23 protein-coding genes and 1 tRNA gene are annotated in these 23,219 nt (G+C 70.2%); 16 read left to right on the forward strand and 8 right to left on the reverse strand.

The features are described 5' to 3' along the window. Positions 1-298 precede the first annotated feature (298 nt). From ACIRPK_RS22365 to ACIRPK_RS22405, 9 genes are all read left to right on the forward strand, one after another. Positions 299-505, forward strand: coding sequence for a hypothetical protein (locus tag ACIRPK_RS22365; protein ID WP_403041031.1), 207 nt, complete (start codon positions 299-301; stop codon positions 503-505). A 230-nt stretch (positions 506-735) separates the two neighbouring features. Next, positions 736-1,401, forward strand: coding sequence for a glyoxalase (locus ACIRPK_RS22370; protein WP_403041032.1), 666 nt, complete (start codon positions 736-738; stop codon positions 1,399-1,401). 132 nt (positions 1,402-1,533) lie between these two features. Continuing rightward, positions 1,534-1,947, forward strand: coding sequence for a VOC family protein (locus tag ACIRPK_RS22375; RefSeq protein ID WP_403041033.1), 414 nt, complete (start codon positions 1,534-1,536; stop codon positions 1,945-1,947). Between the two features lie 143 nt (positions 1,948-2,090). Further along, on the forward strand, positions 2,091-2,525 hold the full coding sequence (locus ACIRPK_RS22380) for a YdeI/OmpD-associated family protein (protein ID WP_403041034.1): 435 nt from the start codon (positions 2,091-2,093) through the stop codon (positions 2,523-2,525). 390 nt (positions 2,526-2,915) lie between these two features. Further along, positions 2,916-3,230, forward strand: coding sequence for a glyoxalase (locus ACIRPK_RS22385; RefSeq protein WP_403041035.1), 315 nt, complete (start codon positions 2,916-2,918; stop codon positions 3,228-3,230). Between the two features lie 117 nt (positions 3,231-3,347). Next, positions 3,348-3,746: a hypothetical protein gene (locus tag ACIRPK_RS22390; RefSeq protein ID WP_403041036.1), complete on the forward strand. Its 399-nt coding sequence runs from the start codon at positions 3,348-3,350 to the stop codon at positions 3,744-3,746. 227 nt (positions 3,747-3,973) lie between these two features. After that, the gene (locus ACIRPK_RS22395) at positions 3,974-4,582 is read left to right on the forward strand and encodes a TlpA family protein disulfide reductase (protein ID WP_403041037.1); all 609 of its coding nucleotides are present in this window, start codon (positions 3,974-3,976) and stop codon (positions 4,580-4,582) included. Positions 4,583-4,891: 309 nt separating this feature from the next. Then, on the forward strand, positions 4,892-5,431 hold the full coding sequence (locus ACIRPK_RS22400; protein WP_403041038.1) for an ArsR/SmtB family transcription factor: 540 nt from the start codon (positions 4,892-4,894) through the stop codon (positions 5,429-5,431). Positions 5,432-5,448: 17 nt separating this feature from the next. Then, positions 5,449-6,714: an MFS transporter gene (locus tag ACIRPK_RS22405; protein WP_403041089.1), complete on the forward strand. Its 1,266-nt coding sequence runs from the start codon at positions 5,449-5,451 to the stop codon at positions 6,712-6,714. Positions 6,715-6,868: 154 nt separating this feature from the next. Here the strand turns inward: ACIRPK_RS22405 and ACIRPK_RS22410 are convergent, their stop codons facing one another. Next, positions 6,869-7,531 carry a deoxynucleoside kinase gene (locus tag ACIRPK_RS22410; protein ID WP_403041039.1) on the reverse strand — a complete coding sequence of 221 codons (663 nt, stop codon included), beginning with the start codon at positions 7,529-7,531 and terminating at the stop codon, positions 6,869-6,871. A gap of 387 nt (positions 7,532-7,918) precedes the next feature. On the opposite strand from ACIRPK_RS22410, the gene ACIRPK_RS22415 reads away from it, so the two are divergent. The 4 genes from ACIRPK_RS22415 to ACIRPK_RS22430 all read left to right on the forward strand — a co-directional run bounded on the left by ACIRPK_RS22415 (position 7,919) and on the right by ACIRPK_RS22430 (position 11,521). Beyond that, complete coding sequence (locus tag ACIRPK_RS22415) at positions 7,919-9,124, forward strand: hypothetical protein (protein ID WP_403041040.1); 1,206 nt, start codon at positions 7,919-7,921, stop codon at positions 9,122-9,124. Positions 9,125-10,160: 1,036 nt separating this feature from the next. After that, positions 10,161-10,493 carry a metalloregulator ArsR/SmtB family transcription factor gene (locus ACIRPK_RS22420; RefSeq protein WP_403041041.1) on the forward strand — a complete coding sequence of 111 codons (333 nt, stop codon included), beginning with the start codon at positions 10,161-10,163 and terminating at the stop codon, positions 10,491-10,493. Next, a complete protein-coding gene (locus tag ACIRPK_RS22425; protein ID WP_403041042.1) occupies positions 10,490-11,236 on the forward strand; it encodes a DUF2071 domain-containing protein in 747 nt (248 codons plus the stop codon). The genes ACIRPK_RS22420 and ACIRPK_RS22425 overlap by 4 nt, the downstream gene beginning before the upstream one ends. Before the next feature lie 90 nt (positions 11,237-11,326). After that, a complete protein-coding gene (locus ACIRPK_RS22430) occupies positions 11,327-11,521 on the forward strand; it encodes a hypothetical protein (protein WP_403041043.1) in 195 nt (64 codons plus the stop codon). Positions 11,522-11,826: 305 nt separating this feature from the next. Here ACIRPK_RS22430 and ACIRPK_RS22435 read toward each other — a convergent pair whose 3' ends face one another. The 3 genes from ACIRPK_RS22435 to ACIRPK_RS22445 form a co-directional block, all read right to left on the reverse strand. Then, positions 11,827-12,129, reverse strand: a complete 303-nt coding sequence (locus ACIRPK_RS22435) for a hypothetical protein (RefSeq protein WP_403041044.1) — start codon at positions 12,127-12,129, stop codon at positions 11,827-11,829. Positions 12,130-12,386: 257 nt separating this feature from the next. Next, a complete protein-coding gene (locus tag ACIRPK_RS22440) occupies positions 12,387-13,127 on the reverse strand; it encodes an alpha/beta fold hydrolase (RefSeq protein ID WP_403041045.1) in 741 nt (246 codons plus the stop codon). A 170-nt stretch (positions 13,128-13,297) separates the two neighbouring features. Then, positions 13,298-15,844, reverse strand: coding sequence for a collagenase (locus tag ACIRPK_RS22445; protein ID WP_403041046.1), 2,547 nt, complete (start codon positions 15,842-15,844; stop codon positions 13,298-13,300). Between the two features lie 1,123 nt (positions 15,845-16,967). On the opposite strand from ACIRPK_RS22445, the gene ACIRPK_RS22450 reads away from it, so the two are divergent. Next, a tRNA-Tyr gene (locus tag ACIRPK_RS22450) sits at positions 16,968-17,062 on the forward strand. 234 nt (positions 17,063-17,296) lie between these two features. Here the strand turns inward: ACIRPK_RS22450 and ACIRPK_RS22455 are convergent. Then, entirely contained in the window at positions 17,297-17,821 is a 525-nt protein-coding gene (locus tag ACIRPK_RS22455) for a hypothetical protein (RefSeq protein WP_403041047.1), read from the reverse strand. Positions 17,822-18,322: 501 nt separating this feature from the next. Between ACIRPK_RS22455 and ACIRPK_RS22460 the strand changes: the two genes are divergently transcribed. After that, a complete protein-coding gene (locus ACIRPK_RS22460; RefSeq protein WP_403041048.1) occupies positions 18,323-18,703 on the forward strand; it encodes a hypothetical protein in 381 nt (126 codons plus the stop codon). A 415-nt stretch (positions 18,704-19,118) separates the two neighbouring features. Here the strand turns inward: ACIRPK_RS22460 and ACIRPK_RS22465 are convergent, their stop codons facing one another. Next, positions 19,119-19,607, reverse strand: coding sequence for a hypothetical protein (locus ACIRPK_RS22465; protein ID WP_403041049.1), 489 nt, complete (start codon positions 19,605-19,607; stop codon positions 19,119-19,121). A gap of 364 nt (positions 19,608-19,971) precedes the next feature. Between ACIRPK_RS22465 and ACIRPK_RS22470 the strand changes: the two genes are divergently transcribed. Then, on the forward strand, positions 19,972-20,394 hold the full coding sequence (locus ACIRPK_RS22470) for a hypothetical protein (protein ID WP_403041050.1): 423 nt from the start codon (positions 19,972-19,974) through the stop codon (positions 20,392-20,394). A 350-nt stretch (positions 20,395-20,744) separates the two neighbouring features. Here the strand turns inward: ACIRPK_RS22470 and ACIRPK_RS22475 are convergent, their stop codons facing one another. Next, on the reverse strand, positions 20,745-20,942 hold the full coding sequence (locus ACIRPK_RS22475; RefSeq protein WP_403041051.1) for a hypothetical protein: 198 nt from the start codon (positions 20,940-20,942) through the stop codon (positions 20,745-20,747). Positions 20,943-21,930: 988 nt separating this feature from the next. Further along, a complete protein-coding gene (locus tag ACIRPK_RS22480) occupies positions 21,931-22,995 on the reverse strand; it encodes a serine hydrolase domain-containing protein (RefSeq protein WP_403041052.1) in 1,065 nt (354 codons plus the stop codon). Positions 22,996-23,219 lie beyond the last annotated feature (224 nt).

The following is a 23,219-nucleotide window of genomic DNA, read 5'->3' on the forward strand; positions in this document are numbered from 1 at the left end:
TCGCGGTCGGGCGTCCGGACTGCCGGGGTGGCAACGGTACGGGAAGGCCGACGACCCTGGGGGCATTCGGTCCGTTGCCGTGCGGGAGCGTCGGCTCCCGGTACGCGCGCGCCCCCGGGTACGCCGGGGCGGCTCCTTTCGGGGCTCCTCGGGAGGCTGATTCGGCTGCGCTGATTGATCAGTTGACGCTGCTTCGGCTGGTGGGGCCCGTAGGGTGGCACCCATGACGGGGGTGGGACCGGGACGGTCATTACAGGGAGCCGGGGCGGAGTCCGGGCCGGTCGGGCGGACGGAGCCGTTGCCGCAGTACGAGGTGGTGCGGTTGCCGCCGGATGACCGTGGCCACCGGCCGTGGGCGGTCCTGAACCGGTCGACCGGCGGGTGGGTGCACGCCGGTGGGGAGGTCGACGTCTACGTCACCGAGGACGGTGCCCGGGCCTGTGTGCGGCGGTTGCGCTATCTCGACGAGGCTGGCATCCGCAGCGCGACCACCGCCGGCGACTGACACAGCCGACGCCGGCCCAGGCCACCTGGCCCGCTGCGCAAGCACCCGCCCCGTCCGGGCTGCTCGCACTCGAACACCGTTGTCAAGCATGGCAGTTGGCGCCTGCCCCGTTCCGTTCGGGGGCCTGGGAGCGGCCCTGCCCGGCACGACCGGGCCGGACGGGAGGGAGAGCAGGTCTCAGGACTGGTCAGGAATCGAGAAGCCCCGGCTGCCGCCCAGCCCCTAGCGTGATGGTCATGGCAACCACAGCTTCCACCGCAGCCGACACGTCCGTCGCGTCCGTCACCCTCGAGGTGGCCGACCTTGAGGCCGCTCGCCGTTTCTACAGCGCCTTCGGCGTGGACTCGTACATACGCCTGCGGGCGTCCGAGGCGCACTCCACCGGATTCCGTGGCTTCACCCTGGCGCTCACGGTGGCCGGGCCGGCCACCGTCGACGGCTTCGTCGGCGCGGCCGTGGACGCCGGCGCCACGGTCCTGAAGCCCGCCGCGAAGTCGCTCTGGGGTTACAGTGGCGTTGTCCAGGCCCCGGACGGAACGATCTGGAAGATCGCGACCTCCGCGAAGAAGGACACCGGTCCCGCCACCCGCGAGATCGGCGAGGTGGTCCTGCTGATCGGCGTCGAGGACGTGAAGGCCACCAAGCAGCTCTACGTCAGCCGGGGCATGACCGTGGCCAAGAGCTTCGGCGGCAAGTACACCGAGTTCGCCCCCGGCCGGTCCGGCGCCGTCACGCTGGCGCTGTACAAGCGCCGGGCTCTCGCCAAGGACCTCGGGGTTCCGGTCGACGGCACCGGCTCGCACCGCATCGTCCTCGGCGGCACCGCCGACGCCTTCACCGACCCGGACGGGTTCGCCTGGGAGGCCGCCACGTCGCTCGCCCCGACGCCGTCCTGACCCGGTGCCTCCGCTCGCGCCCCGACTGACCCTCGGGTCCTACCGATTGACCGGCGCACCTGCGCCGGTGCGGCAGCCGGCCCCCGGCCCGGATGCCGGGTACACCTCCATCCACAGTGCAAGGAGCACGATATGAAAGCGCACGTCAGCTCGATTCTCCTCGGTGTCCGGGACATGGACCGGGCCAAGCGGTTCTACGTCGAGGGGCTCGGCTGGAAGATCCAGAACGACTACGGCATCTCGGTGTTCTTCGACTCCGACGGCGCGTCGCCGGTGGGTTTCTACAGTCGTGAGGGTCTGGCCGGCCAGGTGGGCACGGACCCGATGGGCAGCGGCTTCAGCGGGCTGGTGCTGACCTACGTCGTCCGCAGTGAGGCACGGGTCGAGGAGATCATCGCGGAGGCCCGGGAGGCCGGCGCCACGATCCTGAAGCCCGCCGGTGCGCTGCCGTGGGGCGGGTACGGCGGAACCTTCGCCGACCCGGACGGCTATGTCTGGAGTGTCGGTTACAGCGCCCAGGGAACCGACCAGCCGTACGCGGAGTAGCCGCGACTTCCTGCCTCACAGCTTCCCGGGACGGCGCAGCGTGGACCGCAGCCGTCCCGGGCACGGTGATGGTCCCGGGTGGGACCGGGAGCCGCTGGTCGGTGCCGGGTGGGCCGGAGCCGCCGAACGACAGGAGAAGGATCATGAAGTTTCGTGCACGCGTCGAGCCGCCCGAGCCCATGCGGGGCCTGGAAGTTCCGCCCGAGGTGGTGGCGGCACTCGGCGGGGGTGCGCGGCCGCCGGTGACGATCACGGTCGACGGGCATTCGTGGAAGAGCCGGGTCGCCATCCTCCGAGGGCGCCACCTGCTCGGCCTGAGCAACGCCAACCGGCAGGCCGCAGGCGTAGCGGTCGGCGACGAGGTCGAGGTCGAGGTCGTGCTCGACACCGAGCCGCGCGTCGTCGTCGAGCCCCCGGACTTCGCCCGGGCCCTGGACGACGACCCGGTCGCCCGCGCCGCGTACGACAACCTCACCCCTGGCCGCAAGCAGGAGCACGTGCGCGCCGTCGAGAGCGCGAAGCGGCCCGAGACGCGCCAACGGCGTATCGAGAAGGCCATCGCCGCCCTGCGCGGCTGAGCCCCGGAACAACGAAGACTTCGGCGGCACTCCTGGCACACGCCTGTATCCGGCCGACGCGGAGGTGCGGTGCTGCGCCAGGCCGAGCCGGAGGTCCCGCTGGTGCCGGGTGATGCGGATCAACTGCCGTTCGCTGCTGGTACGTTCGACGTGATCACCTGGACGCGGGTGTGATGTCCGTGGCCACGGCTTGCGCTGACGCGCGAGTAGCCGGATGGCGTGGCGGTGGATGTGTCCAGCAGATCTGTCCGGTTCCAGGGGATCCCGCTGGAGTGAGGTCGGTGGGCCTCGATTCCGTTGGTGGGAAAGGTACTTCGCCTGTCCGTCGCATTCTCTGGTCGGTGTCCGTCGGTGAATCAGTACTGATCGACAGACCTATCGACGGACATCATGTACGTGACGCTCCATGTCACCGACCAGGAGCGCGCGTTGAGGTTCTGCACCGAGCGGCCCGGCCTGGAGAAGCGGATCGACCACCCGGGGCCCGAAGGGCGTTTTCTCACCGTGGGCGTGCCCGGTCTGGTCTTCCTGGAATCGGACGACCTGCGAGCGGACTTCAAGGTGCTGCGCGACCGTGGAGTGACCTTGGACCAGCCCGAACCGGAGGACTACGGGCTCGGCGTCCGCAGCGAGGCCGTGGACCCGGACGGCAACCGGATCTCGCTGCGCCAACGCGCAGCCTGGCAGGGCCGCAGCGAGGGCTGACCGTCGGTGGGCCCGGTGTGGCCGGCGCCCGGTGGCGCCGGCCACGCGCCGTAGCTGCTCTGTCGGCCTGAGGGTAGGCGGGTGTGTACTGGGGGCCTGCCGTTTCGAGGGGGACGTATGCCGCACACGCCGGATCCGGAGGGGCCCGAGTCGCCGCAGGAGGAGGAGCCGTGGCTGGACAGCCGCGAGGTCGTCGCACTGTGGCCGGTACGTGAGGACTGGTTGCGGGGCGCCGCTGGGCGGGCCGACGTCCGCATCCGCCAGTTCGGCGGGGAGAGCCGAGGCACGTACGGGGCGGCGCCGACGTACTACCACTATCACCCCGGGGATGTGCGGCGGGCCGCTGCGGCTTTCGCCGAAGGTCGCGTCGACATCCCGTCGGTCTGGCGCACCGACACTCCCGACGGTCGGCGGGCGGAGTACTGGAGCAGGTTCCGGTTCCGTCTCACCTGCGCGGTCATGCTGGCCCTGGTCCTGCTCCTCCTGGGGTTGGCGGTCTACGACATGGTGTCCTGAACCCTGCCCGGCACGGTGAGGCAACTCTGGGCGGGCCGAGCGCTGCCCGGGCCCCTGATCTGTCTCTGCCGGGTACGGCCTGTTCACGGATCAGGTCGGCGATGGTGACGAAGTCCTCCTGGTCGACTCCGTGGTCGCCTCTCTTGGTCTCGGTGCAGACCATCCTCGGGGTGATGGCGGGTGGCCCCCTCTGATGTGCCCTCAGGTGTCGTGCGAGACTCGGGCCCATGTCCGTGTCACTTGCTCGCGCACCCCGTTTCCGTCCGGCCGCACTGGTCACCGCAGTGGTAGCGGTCATCGCGCTCGCCGGCTGTTCCGGTGCCGGCTCGGGCGCCGGCGGGGCGGGCGACTTCGTCAGCGGCGGCCACGGTGTCGACACCGTGGCGGTGGCAGCCCGCAGGGCGGCACCGGCGATCGCGGGGACCGATCTGTCGGGGCGGCAGACCGCGCTGTCCGATTACCCGGGCAAGGTGGTGGTGATCAACATCTGGGGTTCCTGGTGCACCGGCTGCCGTGCCGAGGCCAAGGGGCTCGAGCAGGTCCACCAGAAGTACAAGGACCAGGACGTTCAGTTCCTGGGGATCAACACCTCGGACGCAGACGTGAGCAACGCCAGGCGGTTCGAGGAGACGAACGGCATCACCTATCCCAGCCTGTACGACCCGGACGGCACCCAGCTCCTCAAGTTCCCCAAGGGCACGTTCAATCCGCAGACGCTCCCGAGCACGATCGTGGTCGACCGCCAGGGGCGGCTCGCCGCCCGCACGATGAACGTGGTGAGCGCCGACACCCTGGAGTCGATGCTGGCCCCGGTCCTGGCCGAAGCACACTCCTGAACAGGCACAGCTACCGCAGCCCCGCTGGTCGGAGCCGACTCGACAGCGGGGCTTCGCTCAAGAGGTGAGCTCGTAGCCCGGCCGCTATGCCGCAGCCCGCAGCTGACGGTGCGTCAACCATGTAATCCTGCAGCCCATTTGCCGATATCTGAGGTCTCGGCACGGGCGGAGCGAAGTCACCCGGGGCCGGCTGCAGCGAGGCAGGGAGGGGAGCGCGGGAGGGCGAGCCGCACGTTGCAGGGTGGCCGATTGCGGACGCGCGGGCAAACCCCCTTGCGCAATGGTCAAGGATCGTTGACCATTGAGCGCGTGCCTACCGATGATCTTCCCGAGACGTTCCATGTCACCACGGACGAGCAGCTTCGCGCCGTCTCCAATCTCACGCGCCACCGGATCATGGCCGTGCTCCGCTTCGAGCCCGCGACCATCACCCAGATCGCCGAACGGGTGGGCCTTGCGAAGGGCAGTTCCAGCTATCACGTACGGCTGCTGGAGCGGGCCGGCCTGGTGACGGTGGTACGGACGCGGAAGGTCCGGGGGGTCACCGAGCGGTACTACGCGATGGCCGCCCGGTCGATCGTGCTGCCGGACCCGGGCGAGGGTGGCCCGGACGTGCTGATGCGGCACGCGGTGGCCGACCTGGAGGCAGCACCGGCCGACGGCGAGCGGCACGTACGGATGGCGCATCTGCGGCTCACCGATGAGCAGTTCGCGCAGCTGGGGGCCCGGCTGGAGGCCCTGGCGGACGAGTACCGGGAGCTGTCCGACCCGTCGCTGCCGGACGCCTCGCTGGTCTTCGCACTGTTTCACCCGGCACCGGCCCGGCAGATCGAGGGAGACGTCAAGTGAGCTCGGAGACAACGAAGTTGCCGACCGGATTCGGACGACTGTGGACCGCGCAGACCGTCTCCTCGCTCGGTGACGGGGTGACCCATGCCGCACTGCCGCTGCTCGCGCTGACGCTGACGCGGGATCCGATGGCGCTCGCCGTCGTCACAGCCGCCGGGACGCTGCCGTGGCTGCTCTTCGGGGTGCTCGGCGGAGCACTGGTGGACCGCTGGGACCGCCGGCGCACGATGTGGATTGCGGACGCGGCACGTGCGGCGCTGCTCGCGATACCGGCGGCCGCCGCCGCACTCGACACGTTGAGCATTCCGCTGCTCGCCGCCGTCGCCTTCCTGCTCGGTCTCGGCGGGCTCTTCTTCGACACCGCCGCCACCGCCTACCTGCCGGACCTGCTCGGCCGCGACCCCGCACTCCTGGAGCGCGCCAACTCCCGTCTGCGCGGCGCCCAGACCGCCATGTCCGGCTTCGCCGGGCCGCCCGCAGGCAGCGCCCTGCTCGTGCTCGGACGGGCGGTTCCGCTGCTCGCCGACGCGGTCTCGTTCGCGCTCTCCGCCCTGCTCGTACGATCGCTGCCCGCCGCACCCCGGCCCGCACCCCAGGCCCGTGAGTCGCTGCTGCGGCAGGCCCGGGCCGGAGCCGCTTACGTCTTCCGGGACCGGCTGCTGCTCGGGCTCGCGCTGCGCCCGGCGGTCGGGAACATCGCCTTCCTCGCCGTGGAGACCGTCCTCGCCCTCTTCGCCCACGACCGGCTCGGCATCGGCACCTTCGGCTTCGGCCTGCTCCTCACCGCCGAGGCCACCGGGGGTCTGCTCGGCGCGGGCATCGCCTCCTTCCTCAGCCGGCGACTCGGCACCGGCACCGCGCTGACCTGCACGGCCGCGGTCGAGGGGCTCGCGATCCTGGTCCTTGCCGCCGCCCCGAACCCGTACGTCGCCGGTCTCGCGCTGGCCGTCTGCGGAGCGGGCATGGGTGCCACGATGGTGCTCGCCCCCTCCCTGCGGCAGACGATCGTCCCGGCGCACCTGATGGGCCGGGTCGCCTCCACCTCCCGCATGCTCGCCATGTGCGCCGCCCCGTTCGGTGCCTTCCTCGGCGGCTGGCTGGCCACCACCTACGACGTACGCACCCCGCTCTACACCGCTGCCGGCCTCCTCCTGGCCATGACCGCCGTCACCGCGACCATGACCAGCAACCGCCGGGTCGAGGCGGCGCTGCGTGCCGCCGCCCAGGCCGATGATCCGGGCCACCCGGAATCCGAGGATCTCGTTCGGGAGGGTGCCGTGTAGGGCTCCTGCCCTGTCTTCCCGACCCGGCGAATCCGCGAACGCCCGGTCAGATCTCCTGGGGACAGCGCGGCGTCCGGCCGGGGCTGCACCGCCTGATCAACCGTACGGGCCTGGGGCCTGCCGGTCGTCGCAGGGTTCCGCCGTGGGCGTGGGCTCAGGCCGGCTGGCGGACAGCCGCGAGGGTGTCCTTGACCTGCTGGGCCACCCGGGCCGCGTCCTCGGGGACGTGCACCACGTCGGTGTGGTTCATGTCGATGACCAGGACCTCGCTGGCGGAGTAGTGCTTGTGCACCCAGTCGTCGTACCCGGACCAGAGCGTCCGGTAGTACTCCACCAGGCCCTCGTCCTGCTCGAAGTCACGACCCCGCAGCCCGATCCGGTGCAGCACCGTCTCGAAGTCCGCCTTGAGGTAGACCATCAGGTCGGGTGCCTTGCGGTACGGCAGGCCGTCGATCTCGCGCATCATCTCCGCGAGCAGGCCCTCGTAGACCTGCATCTCCAGGGAGCTGATCCGGCCCAGGTCGTGGTTGACCTTGGCGAAGTACCAGTCCTCGTAGATGGAGCGGTCCAGGACGTTGTCGCCCTGCCGGTACGCCTCCTTGATCGCGGCGAACCGGGTCTGCAGGAAGTACAGCTGGAGCAGGAAGGGGTACCGGTTCGCCTGGATCTCCTCGGGGCTGGCCGTGTAGAAGAGCGGCAGGATCGGGTTCTCGTCCACGCTCTCGTAGAAGACCTCGCTGCCGAGCTCCTTGGCGAGCAGCTCGGCGACGCTGGTCTTGCCGATGCCGATCATGCCTCCGACGCAGATCACTGGCATTCCTCACTTCTCCCTGGGGTTTGCCGTGGGCTCCTCAGGGCCGAGGTCCCGCACACCACATCGCTAGGGCAAGCGTTGATTCTATGTCGAACGCCGGAGTGGTCGGAGCCAGGGGAGACCGGCTGCGCGGAGCTGCCGAGGATCCGGGCGGGCTGACGGGCGCGGTCCGCCCGTCCCGCTGGTTCGGACGGAGCCCTCCGTGCGGGCTGGCTGGACGCCTGAACCCCCGTCGCCGCCGCGCCTGGCCTGAGCGCCGGAGCGCCAGGCACCCGGTGCCACGTCGCCGCCAGGTGGGCGTGGCCCCGGCTGCTGACCTCGGGTTCGGATGGTGTGCTGGGCGGCCGGGACGGGGTAGGCACGGGGGAGTACTACAGAAGTGAGGGCACCGTGTCCGAGTTCCAGTTCTACCAGTTCGCGGCGATTGAGCGGCCTCTGACCGCTGAACAGATGGTCGAGGTGCGGCGCACCTCGACCAGGGCCGAGATCACGCCGACGTCGTTCGTCAACACCTACCAGTGGGGCGACTTCAAGGGGAGCTGCGAGCAGCTCATGGAGTCCTGCTACGACGCTCACCTGTACTTCGCGAACTGGGGGGACCGCAAGGTGGTCCTGCGCTGGAGCGCGGACGACCTGCCGCTGGCGGTGGCCCGGCGCTACTGCGTGGGACCGTCCGCACAGGTCCGCCAATCGGGCGACCGGGTGATCCTGACCCTCAGCTCCGAGGACCAGGACGGTGACCACGACGACTTCGAGGACCTCTTCGACCGCGGTGACCGCGGCGACCGCGGTGACTGGGGCGACGAACACGGAGCCGAGGAGCACTGGCTGCCCTCCATCGCCGAGGCCCGCCACGACGTCGCGGCCGGTGACCTTCGCCTGCTGTACCTGGCCTGGCTGCTGTGCGTCGGAGGCGGCGAAGTGCCCGACCACGCCGTCGGACCGCCGCTGCCCGCCGGCCTGGAGGATCTGCCGCACTCACTCGCCGACCTGACCACGTTCCTCAGGATCGACGCCGACCTCGTCACGGCCGCCGCCACGGCGCGGTCGCAGCCGGACCCGGTCCTCGAACCCGGCCTCCCCGGGGAACGGGTGGCCGCGCTGCCCGACGAGGACAAGAACGCCCCGCTCCGCAGGCTGCCGAGTGAGGACCCGAAGCAGGTCGCCGCAGCGTTGCGGCGCAGGCTTCGCCAGGACCGCCCGAAGGCGCTGGCTGACGGGTCGTCGGCCGGTGTTCGGACGGCCGGTCAGCTGCGCGCTGCCGTCTCCGATGTGACAGCGGGGCGGCTGGCCCGGGAGGCAGCTGAGCGGCGGGTACGCGAGGAGGCCGTTCGGGAGGCCGCCGTGGTGGCCCAGCGGGGTCGGGTCACCGTGCTGGCCGGCGATCGCGAGGGTGCCTGGGCCCGGGTGGAGGACCTGATCGGGCGTCGGGCCGGGCGGGACTACGCCACCGCTGTGCAGCTCTTGGCGGACCTCGCCGCGCTCGCCGAACAGGACGGCGCGACAGCCGAGTTCGACGAGCGGCTCCATGAGCTTCGTCAGCGCCACCGGACCAGGAAGGCGTTCCTGCGAGAGCTCACCGCCGTCGGCCTGTGACGGCGAGTGGGCGTCCGGCTCGGGCCGATCGTCCCGCCGCTCAGGCTGTTGGTGTCAGCACCGCGCGGGGCGTCTGCTGCCTGGTGGGCGGTGTCGGCGCAGCCGGGTCCTGGTTCAGGTAGCGCTCCGTCATGGCGTCCTCCTTGTCGCGGGGTTCGGGTCGGCGCTGTTCATCGGTGGCACGGGACGGCGAGGACGAACACCACGACCGTCACGGCGGTAGCGGTCGGACCGGAAGCCAAGGAAGCCAAGGACGGCCGCCGGAGCTTGGCCGCGACGATCGGCTCCGCCCGCGGTCCCTCGCACAGGGCCACCCCGTCACCCGGCTCGTCGGCCACCCCGCAGGCAGGCAGCAGGACGGCCCCCTCCGCCATCGGAACACCGCCTCTCTCACGTACGCGCACGGGTGTTGCGGACGTGGCAGGCCGGTCGGCTGCGCACGGGGGCACCGGTGTCACGGAAGCGGTCGTCCACAGCTCGATGCTGACGTGCCGCCAGGCGTTCGCACAGGTCAAAGCACCGGCCATGCATGCCCGGTTGTCAGGGCGTGGTCTCCGCGTTCCGGATCCTGGGGTTGGGTCGGTGCGCACGGCGGAGATGCCTGGAGAACTGGTGCGCCGGCTGCCCGCGATGGGGGCCGCGGCAACGGGGGCTGGTTCCACGTCCGAGTGGCCGCGACGTACTGCCGGCCAGAGCCGTGCTCACCCGCCACTGGCGCGTCGGCGACTGGATCGACGGGGTGCCGCTGGCACTGCACACACGTCACCGGCGCCGGGTGAGCATCCACGCCGCAAGGTGAACGCCAGGCCGGTCAAGCACACAGCCGTAGTTCAAGCATGACCAGCACGGCCAGCAACAGGACCAACAGCCACTGACCCCACCTCAGCCCTGCACCTCGGCAACCCCAACCGGCCAACCGCGCCAGCTGCCGTCCACCGCGCCGCTCCCGATGGCGCTCGGTGTTCGACAGCCACACCCCCGAGCTTCATCCCACCCCCTCTTGTTAGCTGCTTAGCTAATCTGCTAAATATCAGGCATGACAGAAGTTCAGGACGAAGCGGGGGTCTTCCGGGCTCTCGCCGATCCGACGAGGCGCCAGATCCTTGAGGACCTCCGAGGCGGCGAGCTCGCAGCCGGCGAGATCGCGAGCAGGTTCGCGATCAGTGCACCCTCCATCTCACGCCATCTCGGCGTGCTCAAGGCAGCCGGACTGGTCACCGAACGTCGCCACGGCAACCGAATCCTCTACACACTGGCTGAAGATCGACTGGCTGCCTGCGTCGGTCGGTTCCTCAGCGCCGTCTGCCCCGAGCAGATCGTGCTTCGCCACACCAAATGGCGCCCCAGGGCGCAGAACGAGGGATCATGAGGCAGCCGCAGCTGTCCAGCATCGTCGAACGACGGCTGCTGGTGAACTACCGAGTCGCCCCGGACGCCGCGGTACGCCTGCTCCCGCGGCCACTGCGCCCGCAACTGGTGAACGGCTACGCGGTCGCGGGCATCTGCCTGTTGCGCCTGGGAAGTGTCCGGCCGGTCTGGGCACCCAAGGCGTTCGGGTTGCGGAGCGAGAACGCGGCACATCGGATCGCCGTCGAATGGGACGGGCCGGAAGGCGTCGAGACCGGGGTCTACATTCCACGGCGCGACACCGCCTCGCGGCTGAACGCCTGGGCCGGAGGCCGACTCTTCCCCGGTGAACTGGGCCGCGCCGACTTCGAGGTGCACGAGACACCCGGTCGGATGCGCGTCGCACTGGCGACATCGGATGGCGACACCCGCGTGGATGTCACCGTCGAACCGTCCGACGAGCTGCGCGGGAGCGAGCTCTTCACGGATCTTGCCGAGGCCTCCCGTTTCTTCCAGGACGGGGTGAAGGGCTTCTCGGCCACCAGTTCCGGCCGGCATCTGGACGGCATGGAACTGTCGACCAATGCCTGGCACGTGGAGGCCGGCCGGGTCCGCTCCGCCGCATCGTCCTTCTTCGACGACCCGGACCGGTTCCCACCGGGCAGCGCGACCCTTGACTGCGCCCTGATCATGCGCGACGTCCCCGCCAGTTGGCTGCCACTTCCGGCGATGGCTTCCGAACGAGGTGCCCAGCTCGCGAGCTGAAGCGCCGAGGCACAGGACGCCAAACGTCACCACGACCGTGATCCCGGAACTCCGGGACCCCGCCACCGACCCACCGGAGGAGAGCAGACCGTGCCCACGCATCCCCGCTCCGCGCTGTTCGAAGTCTTCCGCAGGACCGGAATCGTCGACCGAGAGAGCTTCACCCTGAACACCTACGATGCCGACACCGGCAAGGTGACCGGCCACATCAGCGCCGAAGATCTCGCAGACCAGATCCTGAGGGCCCTCCGCCTCCACGAGAGCGACCAGGACCCCGACGAGTAGACGCACGGCTCACCACAGCATGAAGGGGGGCCATCCGCAGGTGGCGCCCCTTCGGTGCTCAGACGGGTTCCCCGGAGATGCTCGGTTCGCCTGTTCGCGGCTCCGGGGCGCTGTTCCGGTCGGGGCTCCGGCTCCTGTGCACGGCCCTGCGGCGGCACCTCGCTCGACCGGAGCGGCAGGCGGCGGTGCGGTGCGCGCGGCGGGCACTGGGTGCGGCGCGTCAGTTGACCGGCCCCGGTCGGCGGGTATGCGAAGGCCCCCGGAGGGGGCGATGCGGTGATGGTGGGTCTGGGTCTGGTGGCCGGTTACCAGCCTTGGCAGCGGCGGTCCGGATGTCCGTCCGAGTCGTCCTCGAATCGTCGTCGGTGATGGCGATCACCCCCGGGGGAGTCGTCCACCCGGAAGCCCGCGACGGCCGGCCCGAGGTCGGTGGTGGGGATGTAGGTGCCGCCGAAGGACAGACCCTCCGGGGAGACCGTCCCGGTCGAGCACCGCAACTGTCCGGTGACCTCGTCGTGCCAGACATCGAAGGTCGCCGCACCGGCGTACCCCGAGTCACGGACCCTGGCCCGCAAGGCCGTTGCGGTCCGCTCGAAGGCGCCCGCCACCTCGGCGACGGTCAGGGTCCGCCGGACCTCGACCTCGGCGTCGAGGTAACCAGGTGTTGGTCTCCCGCTCGGCCGGCTCCAGCGGGAGAGGTTCGTCGGCCGGTTCCGCGATCCAGGTCATCAGCACCAGGGCGGTCTCCCGTCCCGGGGCTGCGACCCGCCCCAGCAGCCACCTCTCCCGCGTCCTGTGTGCCGACCGATCCGGCCTCGGAGGAGCTGGCTCTCGCAGGCGCAGAGCCGCTCAAGGTCATCCTCGGTCAGTTGTCGTAAAGGCTGCGGCCTCCGCCGTCGGCGGCGTGCTCCAGCGCCTCGGCCAGCTCCAGCGGCGCGGAGAGCATCGGGTAGTGACCGGTCGCCAGCTCGAAGAAGGTCACGCCAGGCTCGGCCAGCTTCGCGAAGCGGGGCATCCCGGTGGCATGCAGCGAACGGGCGAACTCCATGGTCAAGCCGCTCGACAGGCAGAACACCCCGGTGGTCGGCACCCGCAGCCAGTCGCCGGTCAGCTCGACCGGCTCGGTGACCGTCCGCACCGGCTGCGGGGTGGCCAGGCGCAGCCAGCGCTCGTGCTCGGCCTCCGGTACGCCGTGCACCGCCGGGATCTCCTTCGGCACCGGAACCGCGTCCCCCGTCACCGCCGCCGGCAGGTCCAGTTGCGGCATCGTCAGCACCACCGACTCACCCGTCTCCGGGGAACCGGTGTCCACGAACACCAGCCGCGACACCAGCTCCGGCCGCCGGTCCACCGCCGCGACGCACGGGAACGCGCCGTAGCTGTGCGCCACCAGCACCGTCCCCGGGCCCTCGGCGGCGAGCACCTCCGCCACCGCGTCCGCGTGCGACGCCAGCCCGATGTCCGACGCGTCATCGCCCGCGCGCTCCGCCAGCCCGGGCAGCGTCACCGCCACCGCCCGGTGCCCCTTGGCCTCCAGCTCGGCGGCCACCGCCTCCCACGCCCAGGCCCCCAGGAACAGACCCGGCACCAGTACGAACGTAGCCATGAGACACACCCCTTCTCGACGGCCGCACCCTGCGGCGCCGAGAGGAACGCTATGAGCTCCCCCAGGGGGAGATTCCAGCCCGCGCCAAGGTACGCGGAAGCCCGCTGTCCGGTGCGCCACCGTGGCGCACCGGACAGCGGGTCAATTCGGTTCGGTTCTTCGCCGGTTGCTCAGAAGGACGCCGTCACCGAAACGCCCCCGAAGCCCGCGTAGGCGTACAGGCTGAGGTAGACGGTGCCGGTCGGCGGGTTGCTGATGGTGACGGTCTCGCTGTTGTCCGACCGGCGCGAACTGACGGTGTGGTTGGCGGTGGTGGCCCAGCCGTTGGCGCTGTAGTAGAGGTCGGCGTCGCCGGTGCCACCAGTCGTGGTGATCGTCAGCTGGGTGGTCCCCGCCGGGACGTTCAGGTACAGGTGGCTGTAGTTCCCGGTGGTCGCGGACAGGTTGCTGCGCTTGCAGTTACGGCCGAGCTCACGCGAGTCGGGCGCGGCGCACTCGGCTGCGCCGACGGCCGCCACGGTGATCGCCTTGCTGGTGGTGGCGGTGGCCCCGTTGTTGTCGGTGACGGTCAGCGTCACGGTGTAGGTACCGGCCGCCGAGTAGGACTTGGCGGGATTGGTGGTGGCGCCGGTGGTGCCGTCGCCGAAGTTCCAGGAGCGGGCCGCGATGGTGCCGTCCGGGTCCGTCGAGGTGTCGGTGAAGGCGGCCGAGAGGCCGGTGGTGGCGGCGGTGAACCCGGCGGTCGGCGCCTGGTTGGCCGGCGGTACGGTGCCGCAGTTGCCGGCCGCGCAGGCGGCCAGCCAGGCGGCGAAGTCCGCGTCGTAGCGGGTGCCGATGGTGCTGGTCAGCAAGGTCCGGGCGGCCGCCCAGTTGCCGGCCCGGTAGTACCCGAGGACGGTGTCCACGTCGGCGCGGTGCGACTGGAGCATGTAACGGACGGCCAGGTAACCCCAGTTGTAGACCCGGGTGCTGTCGCTGTTGTCGTAGGTGGTGTTGAACAGCGTGCTCAGCTTGTACGTGTTCTGGCCGGCCTGGGTGACGGCGCTGTCGTAGGCGACGCCCCGGTAGGTGTAGGAGACGAACTCCGCGAAGCCCTCCACCCACCAGATGGTCGGGGTGGTGACACCGGCGTTGAAGTCGCCGGCCATGTCGAACCGGCCGTCGAGGTAGTGGGTGTACTCGTGGTTGAGGTTCCAGATCTGGAAGTCGGGGCGCAGCCACTCCGCCTCGTGGGCGATGAACCGGGGCTGGTTGCCGGCCGTCGCGGGGTTGCCCTCCAGGTACATGCCCCCGTTGTCGGTGCTGATCCCGAAAATCTTCCCGGCGTAGGTCTTGTAGTCGGCGCTGGAGTCGAAGACCACCACCTCGATGGTGGAGTTGAGGTCTCCGGCGACCGGTCCCCTGTCCTTGACCACGCTGTGGAAGTACGCGTCCTGGTTGCGCAGGCTGGTGCAGCTCGCGGCCAGCTCGGCGTCGCTCATCTGCTGGGCCACGATGTCGATGCTCGGACTGCAGGTGTAGTGGATCGTCAGGACCTTGTCGCGGAGCCTGGACGCCAGGTCGCAGGTGTCGTAGTAGGCACAGTTGGCCGCGTCGTAGTCGTCGGTCGACTCGGCGAGACCCACCCAGAGCTGGGCGGTCCGGCCGGTGATGGCACTGCGACCGAGCAGTTCCTTGACCAACGGGCGGACGGCGGAACGGAGTTCGCTGTGCTGGAGAAAGCGCCCCAGCTCGCGGCCGGCGTTGGCGGTCAGGTAGCCGTTGCCGGTGCCGAGCAGCGCGTCGTTGGTGACGGCGAAGTCGCGCAGGGCGGTCAGCACGCTCGGGTCGGCCTGCACGGCGGCGACGAAGCCGTCCGCCTGGTGGCCGCGCCACAGCACCGTGTAGCTGTTGTTGACCGCGAGGAGCATCGCGTAGGAGCTGTCGTACGAGCTGTTGTAGCCCGACAGCAGCCGCCTGACGACCGGCAGGTAGCGGGCGTTCTCCTGAGCGCTGTCGATCAGGGTGACGGCCTCGGCCAGGGTCGCGCCGTTGGAGTCGGTGACGTCCCTGGAGTGGGCGTTGCCGTAGAAGGTGTCGAGGGCGCCGCGGATCGCGGTCTGCAGCGTGCTGCCGTAGCTGCCGACCGTCTCGGGGTTGTACCACTGGACGAAGTAGCCCGCGCGCAGGAAGGTCACCAACTGGGCAGCCGAAGTGCTGTTGTTCCCAGGGTAGTTGACCGATACGGCGCGCAGTGCGTTGGCGACGGTGACCATCTGCGTCTCACCGAAGGCGGCGGTGGCGTCGGCGCCCTTGAGGCCGAAGAGGGAGTTCACGCAGTCGGTGCCGGCGGACTTGATCTGCGCGACGAGCGCGCTGCCGGTGCGACTGGTGAAGTCGCCGACACTGCACGCCGCGGGAGCGGCCGGCCCCTGCTGGGCCGACAGGCCGAACTTGCTCTCCACGGCCCGCTCGGCCGGACTGGCGGCGCGGAAGGGAGCGCGCTGCGCAAGGCTGACCGACTGCTCGGCGGACTCCGCCTCGGCGTCGACCGAGAGCCGGGTGGCCGCCGCCAGCGGCGGCACACCCGGCCTTGCCGGCTTGGCTCTCGGAGCGGGCGTCCGGCCGCCGGCCGCCGCCTGTGCGGTGGAAGTGAACAGGGTCGCGCCGAGACAGCAGACGAGTGCGGCTATCAGCAGTCTGAGCAGGTCCGTGGGCATGGCGGAGGAACGTCGCATGTGGGGGCCTTCCGGCTGTTCTGCGGCCACGCCGAAGGGCGCGGTCATGGGGGAGTGGCAGGAACGGGAGTTGGGAAGCCCGTCCGCACGGCACACCGTGGGGGATGTGTGACATGTACCATTGCATGCTTGTCGCGGCCGTTGGAAGGCCTCTTGGCGAGGTTTTCCGGGGGTTTTCGCGATCTGGACGACGCGCTTCCCGCCGGGTCTCGGATAACAGAAATTCCTGCGTCAGCCAGGCCACAGTTCCGCTCGGCCGGCGGCTTCCGGCTGGCTCGACCGCGTCCGTCCGCGTTCAGCGGCGCCCCGGTGCGGGCGGTCGGCGAGCGGGGAGGTCGTCGAGTCACAGGGGACGGTCCGTCACCCGGTGGACCGTTGGGTGGTATCCGCCTCCGGCTCCGTTGATCCAGACCGGGGCCGTGGAGCTTGGGGAGGTCCCGGGTCGGCACAGGGGACGGGCGGTTGTGGCCGGTTGCTCCGATACCTCGTGCGCTCCGACCTTCGTGGCGGACCCGGTCGGCGCTCCTGTGGGGGCACCCTGACCGGGCGTCAGCCGTTCGCGGGCGATGACGGACGGGCGCCAGCGGGAGAGTCCGATCACCGGGCCGCCGGCTGGCCGGACCACGCGCTCGCCGGCCGGTGGCGACCGGTGCAGATGCCGGTGCCCGCCCGCGCGCCATCGCTGACCTGACGGGTAGTGACAGCTGCCGCCCTGATCCGCCGGGACCCGCGACCGCACCACCCCGGCGAGGACCGCACCGAGATATCGTGCGGCCCCTGCCTGCCGATGACCAACGCCTCGGAGACCGTTTCGAGGGCTGGTGTTGGTTGCCCGAGGAGGAGACTTCCACGACTGCTGCGTCTCAGGACCTGCCGTAGGTGTCCGTGGCCCGGGAATCGCAGGATCCCCGAGCCATGTGCTGAAGGTGCTCCAGCTCTCGGGTACGAGCCGGGCGGGGGGCTCACGGAGGCTTCGCCGGTGGGCAGGCCGACGAGTTCGTGCAGCTCGCGGCGCCCGTGGCGCCCGGTCCGGCGTCCGGTCAGGCGGAGGTCAGGTCGGTGTCAGGTGGGGTGGGCAGAGTGGTGTCACGCCGAAGGGGCAACGCACCGCCCCGGAGGTTTGGGAGAGGTGCCCGGAGTGGCTGATCGGGTGCCTGGCCGGTAACGGTCGAGCAGGACCTCTCGGGGTCCGCGCAGGTTCGAATCCTGCCCTCTCCGCCCCACCGCCGCCCGGGGCCCGATCGGTTGCCGGCCCCGGTGCAATTCCGATCCGACACTGGAGAGCTGCCCAGCAGGCCGTTCTGCGGCCGCGCGAGCTGCAGAAGAGAGTGCCGACTGCGTCGCTGCGGAGGCGAGGGTGTTCTCGAGGACCGGGCAGAGGGTCGGCAGGTTGTGGTCGACGTCGCCGGCGGCGGCGGTGCTCCGCGTGGTGGAGGTCATGTCGCCGTGCGGTTACTTCTGCCGGGTGCACGTCACCGTGAGTCCTGCGCCCTTTCCACCGTCGTAGTAGCCGGGGAAGAAGACAGCCAGCTCGCCCTTCCTGTAGCTGACCTCGGCTGATTCCCCGATGTCACTGGACCAGCCGTCGTTCAGCTCGTACCGGCCCGAGAAGCCTTCATCGACGCTTTCGGTCATGTCCTGCAGGAGGAAGGGGGACCCGAAGTCGTCGTGGCGGCCGGGGCGTCCATCCATGCGGATCGTGAGGCTGCTGCCGGTGAGCTCCCAGCGTCCCTCTAGCCCGTTCCACTGGGTGGTCGACCAGCGCCCGTCTGCGGTGACGGTGAGAACTCCCACGTGATCGGCGTTCGAGCTGTACTCCCAGCGGCCTGTGGCGAAGGCCTTGAGTGCCTGCTTCGTCGGCCCGCCCCCGGAGCCGTTTCCGCTGCACGCGGACACGACGGTCATCAGAGTTCCTACCGCCAGGTACCGAAGTGCCGTACGGCGACCGACCGACTTGATCAGCTCCTGCTCGTTCATCCTGTACCCCCCCTGGGCTCTCGCGCAGTTTAGGTCGGCTGCCCAGGTCGCCGGAACAGGACAAATTACCCCAGAAGTGCTGGGGGGCGTACCGACCACGCGACTGAGCGGTGGTCAGTCGGGCAACGGAGGCTGGTCAGTGGGCGCAAGGCCGATGGCCAGGAACTCCGATGGCCGCTTAATCGCAGTGTCAGCTTGTTGATGATCTTCCGGAGTTGCGGGCGCCCCGGGGTGACATCGCATTCCCGGAGTCGCCTCGGCGCCGCTGAGCGGGCGGCCCGGCCAGGGGGGGCGCCGGATGCCCGGGGGCTCCTGTCGCTCGGGCGACGCGGCCCGTCCATCCCGGTAGCCCTGGGTGTTCACCCGACTACGAAACGTGTGACACTCCCCACAGTGATGATCCGTGCACGGTGTGCAAGACTCACCCCAACGGGCCAAAAGCCTTCAATTCCTAGGGAGTACACCGTTATGCGCACCCGCATCGCAGCCGTTGCTGTCGGTATGACCACCCTTCTCGCCGTACCCGCGACAGCCTTCGCCGACCCTGCCACGCTCACGGGCCCGGTCACCTGCACCACCGACGCCTCGGCGACCGGCCAACCCTGTGTCTGGCACGAACGTGACGCCGCCGGTCTCGCCGGCCTCGCCCGGCTCACGTCGGCCACCGGTCAGCCGGTCCTGGCCAAGGTTGAACTCAAGACCCAGCGCGCCTGGGGGAGCCCGTGGTTGACGGTGGCCTCGACCACTGTCCTGCGCTCCGGCCCGGCCGTGCTCGCCACCCCGAAGGTGGTCACCAACGAGCTGAGCATCGTCTGCGTCACCACCGCCCCGGCGCTGGCCCCGGAGCAGCAGAGCACCCTCTGCACCCACCCCTCGGCCTGACCGGCGGCGGCGCGTCCGACACTCCCTGTCCCGCCGGGCGCGCCGCCAACCGCCGTGCCGGCCAGAGGCGTTGGCAGCTGCGGGCGGGGCCCGGTCGGCACGCACCGACCTCGATCCCGGCGGCCCGGACGCCTCCGGTGGTGATCCGAGTCCGCCGGGCCGGGCTTCGCAGCCTCGCGCATCGCCATCGGCGCCGCTGGACTGGCGAGGTCCACCATCCGCATGCTCGGCCGTGGGCACAACCCGACTCTGCTTCAGGTCCGCCTGGTCGCTGGGATCCTGGGCATGACCGAAGCGGACGTCAGAGTCGTCGCCGGACTCGACGGCGGCAGTGCGAAGTCACTGACAGGTGGCGGTGCCACGGTGCGTCGTAGTTGGCCAGAGGGGTCGGGCCGTTCGCAGTGGGCCGGTGGCTTCAGTAGCCCCTGGGGTGCGGCGACAGCCAGTCGGGGTGGCGGTCCTTGAGTCTGTCGCGTTCGGCTGAGGTCGCCGTGATGATGTCGATCCCGCCGTCATAGGGGTGCACGAGCCAGTCCAGGCCCTCCGGGGCGAGGATGACGCCGATTGTCACCTCGTCGGCGATCGCGCGCAGCAGCGGGTCCAGTGCCTGCGGCGCGTTGGCCAGGTGGCCGACGTACAGGTGGGTGGCCACCTGGTCGGCAGGGTCGGCCCGCTCGTCCTCGATGATCGTGCGCCAGTACGCGCCGGGTGCTACGGCCTTCAGTTCGGGGGTGCGCTCGACCGGTTCCGTTCCGTCGTCACCGTTCCACGCGCAGGTGATGACCACGAGTTCGGCGGGAGCGCCCAGGTCGCGGAGGACTGTGTGCTGCCGCCCGAGGAGAAGGCGGTACTCGGCCTCGCTGTCGGGGTAGCGCTTCGAGCCCGGCAGGTAGTGGAACCGCACCCACCGCTCTCTGAATGCCTCAGACAGGAGGTGCCCAACCGGATGGCACGTCCCCCAGCGAACCTGCCACGCGGTCGAGAGCGCCCCCATGTCCACCAACTGCTCCGCGCCTGCTCCCATGGGTTCCCCACCTTTCGTTCGCGCCGGCGTGACGCGGTCGCCACGCTTCGAGCTGCCGGTGCCACGCTGCTTGCGCCTACCGTACGTGCGCTGATCAGCAGAGTTGGAGGGGGTTACCGAGGCGCCGGCCAACAAGGCTGAACAGCCCGGCCACCCTGCCTGCAAAGCTGGCCATCTACCGTGCAGGGGATACTGAGGCGGATACTTCCGCCGGTCCTAGCGGGCCCCACGCTCCGGAGACGACATGCCCGAGCTCCTCACCACGGCCTTCAGCACCACCGCACTGACCGCGGGCTTGCTTCTCGGGGCTCCTGCCGCTGGTGCCCAGGCCGCCGCGTATCCGACCAGTTCGTTCGACGTCACCTACGGGAACACGTACACGCGGGGCACGATCACTTGGTACAACCGGCAGGTCGTCGTGTCAGGCGAGCACAAGTCGGTCAGCGCGACGAGCTGCCGCGGCACCACGGCTTTCGGCGTCGACTCCCAGAACCACGACGTGGCGGTCAACTTCAGCGACCACGGGGTGTGCGGCGCCAGCGCGAAGTTCAGTTTCCCCGTGACCTTCTACCAGGCCGGAGTCGGCGTCGTCCGCATCTGCCTGGACAACGGCGCGGAGCACCCTCCCGTCGCCTACCTGAAGTGTGCGCGCTACGGCCGCCCCTGACAGGTCGGCGCAGTGCCCGGCATTGCCAACCTCTGCGACGGCTGCGGCAGTGCCAAGTTCCGTGTGCTGGCAGCCGAGTTGGGATTCAGCGCCGAGATCGCCGGTAGGCGCCTGTCGGCCCCGTTCCAGGCCGGCGGGTGCTGGGTGATCGAGCGTACCCACTCGTGGATGAACGACTGCGGCGGGCTTCGGCGCTGGACCGGGAGGAACGGCGCGGTCGTGGACTTCTCCTCCGCGTCGCCGCCGTCCTCGTCACGATCCGCACGCTGATCCACCGGGCAACGAGCCGCGACCGGTGGGACGGGCGCCCCACCAGGCGATGCCTCGAATGGTCCGTTTGCCGGTCGTTCTCAGTCGGTGGGGGTGGCTGTCGGGTGGATGTTGAAGGTGATGTTGGAGAAGTCCCGTCCCAGGACGACAGGGCCGCTCTGGGAGCCCTCGACGTGGTTGTGAACCGTGCCGCCGGTGTCGCCGGACCGGGCCAGGTCCCACCAGTTGGCGAGCAGAGTGCGGAACTCGGCGTCCATGGAGGCCCGCACCTCGAGCATCGTGATCAGCCTCTGCGCTCGTACCGGATCGGCGGGGGCCGCTTCGAACGCGGCGAGCTCCTCCTGGCCCGAGCCGACGCCAGGAGCGCCCGCAACCTCACCGGGATCCCGATGGCTGAAGGGGCGGCGGACCAGGGCCGACAGTCCCTGCCACATCTGTCGGCCGGCTTCGCCGCCGACTGTTCCGGCCAGAGCCACCAGAGCTGCTGCCGAGATCGGATCCATGATGTCCCCCTGTGCCGTTCCGTTGTCGGTCCCACCCTAGGAGTTCTCGGTGGCCCGGTGCGGGTACTCCGCTGATCTGTGGATGCGCGCGTCCCGGGATCCTGGGGCTGCCTGTGGCGTGTCACCGCCCCGTCAGGAGGATCGGCGGCTGGGAGACATGAGACACAGGCAGGTTTGTCGGCCGTCACCTCGCACCGGGGAAGAGCAGGGTTGAGGGGGAGATGTACGACAGCGTCGGTGGTCGGGCTCGGGGTGGTGACGTTTCCAGGCCCGGCGCGTCGGCGGGGTGCATCGTCGCGTGCACGCACCGGCTGCCCGGATCGGCCCGTTCCGTTTCAGGTCCCGCCCGAACTGGGCTGCTTCGACGACCGGTTGGCTGAGCGGGAGTGCATATTCTGCGGGGCACGGATAGCCACTCGAGCAGGGGTGGGCCGGCCGGTGCCGGAGGGGTCGGCGAGACCGCGCTGGGGTTCGATGTGGCCCACGAGTTGGGTGACGGTTTCCCTGACGGGTGCTCCGCGTTGACCTTGATGGCTTGCGCCGGGACGGCGCCGTGGAGGTTGCGGACGCGCTCGGGGATTCCGACCGGACCGGAGGCGCTCCGGACGGGCCGGAACGCTCATTTGCCGGTCGCTCCAGGCAGTACACGAGACAGAAGACTGCTCATCGTCGTTGACAACGGGAACCGAAGTACTGCCGCTGCTTTCGGGCGGTGGTCGTGCCGGTGGGGTGCGGGGCGGGGTCCGGCCGGCGGGGTTGGGTGTCAGTTCTGGTCGGATGCGCCGCCGTAGACGTTGTCCGGGCTGACGACCTGGGTGATGGCCCGGCCGAGCAGGGTGCTGGGGTTCTCGTCGTTCGAGCGGATGTCGGTGTTGAGCAGGATCACCATCGTCGCCTTCTGGGTGGGCAGGTAGACCGTCAGGCTCTGGTAGCCGGGCAGCGAGCCCGCGTGGCCGATCCAGCCGTGGTTGATGTCGATGCCCAGTCCGTAGGCGTCACCCGGCGCGCCGGTGGGGTGTGCGTCGAGGCGCTCCGCCTGGGTCTGCGGGGCCAGCAGTTGGCCTGTCGCGACGTTCTCCGCCCAGGCGCGCATGTCGTCGAGGTTCGAGATCATGGCGCCGGCTGCCCAGCCCCAGCTGGGGTTGAAGTCGGTGGCGTCCGCCACCGTGCCGTCCGGCGTCACGTCGGTGTAGCCGTGGGCGTGCGGCAGCGGGAACTCCGCAGCCTCCGGCAGGAAGGTGTGGTCCAGGCCGCTCGGCCGCGTGATCAGATCCCCGATCACCTCGCTCAGGGGGCGGTGGGTGACCTTCTCGACGACCAGGCCGAGCAGCACGGTGTTGGTGTTGGAGTAGTCGAACCGCGTGCCGGGAGGGAACTGGTTGGGGTGCTCGAAGGCGATGCCGAGCAGCTCACTGGGCGACCACTGACGATGCGGCTCGGTCGCCAGCAGGTGCTGGAAGCCCTCGTCCTTGCTGTAGGCGAACAGGCCGCTGCGCATATCCGCGAGCTGACGCAGTGTGATGTGCTCTCCGTCGGGCACCGCGTCGACGTACGCGGAGATCGGGTCGTCCAGGCCGACCTGCCCACGGTCCACGAGTTGGAGCAGCGCGGTGACGGTGAAGGTCTTGGTCTCGCTGCCGATCCGCATGTTCAGGTCGGTGCGCATCGGGGCGCAGTCGCCCGTGTCCGCGACGCCGAAAGCCCGTACGTAGCGTGGCTGTCCGGGCTTCCAGAGGCCCACGATCACTCCGGGGACACCGGCGTCGGTCGCCGTCCGCTGGATCACCCGGTCCAGTTCCGCCGCAGTCGCGTCCCAGGGCTGTGACACGGCTGCCGATTGCCCGGGAACGGATACGGCCGCCGCGGGCGCGGCAACCGGGGACAGGGAGACCGCCGTGCATGCAGAGACGACCATCGCGATGCTGAGCAGGGCAGTTCGGCCCGTCCGGATGTCCATGCGTCCTTGGTAGGTCCCTCCGAGCCCTCGTCCGCAGCGCCACGCCGCCCCCCGGTACGCGTTCATCCGATCGCCTCGGGCTCGCTGGGGGCGCC

Origin of the sequence: Kitasatospora sp. NPDC101801 (genome assembly GCF_044766665.1) — a bacterium.
Lineage (GTDB): Bacteria > Actinomycetota > Actinomycetes > Streptomycetales > Streptomycetaceae > Kitasatospora.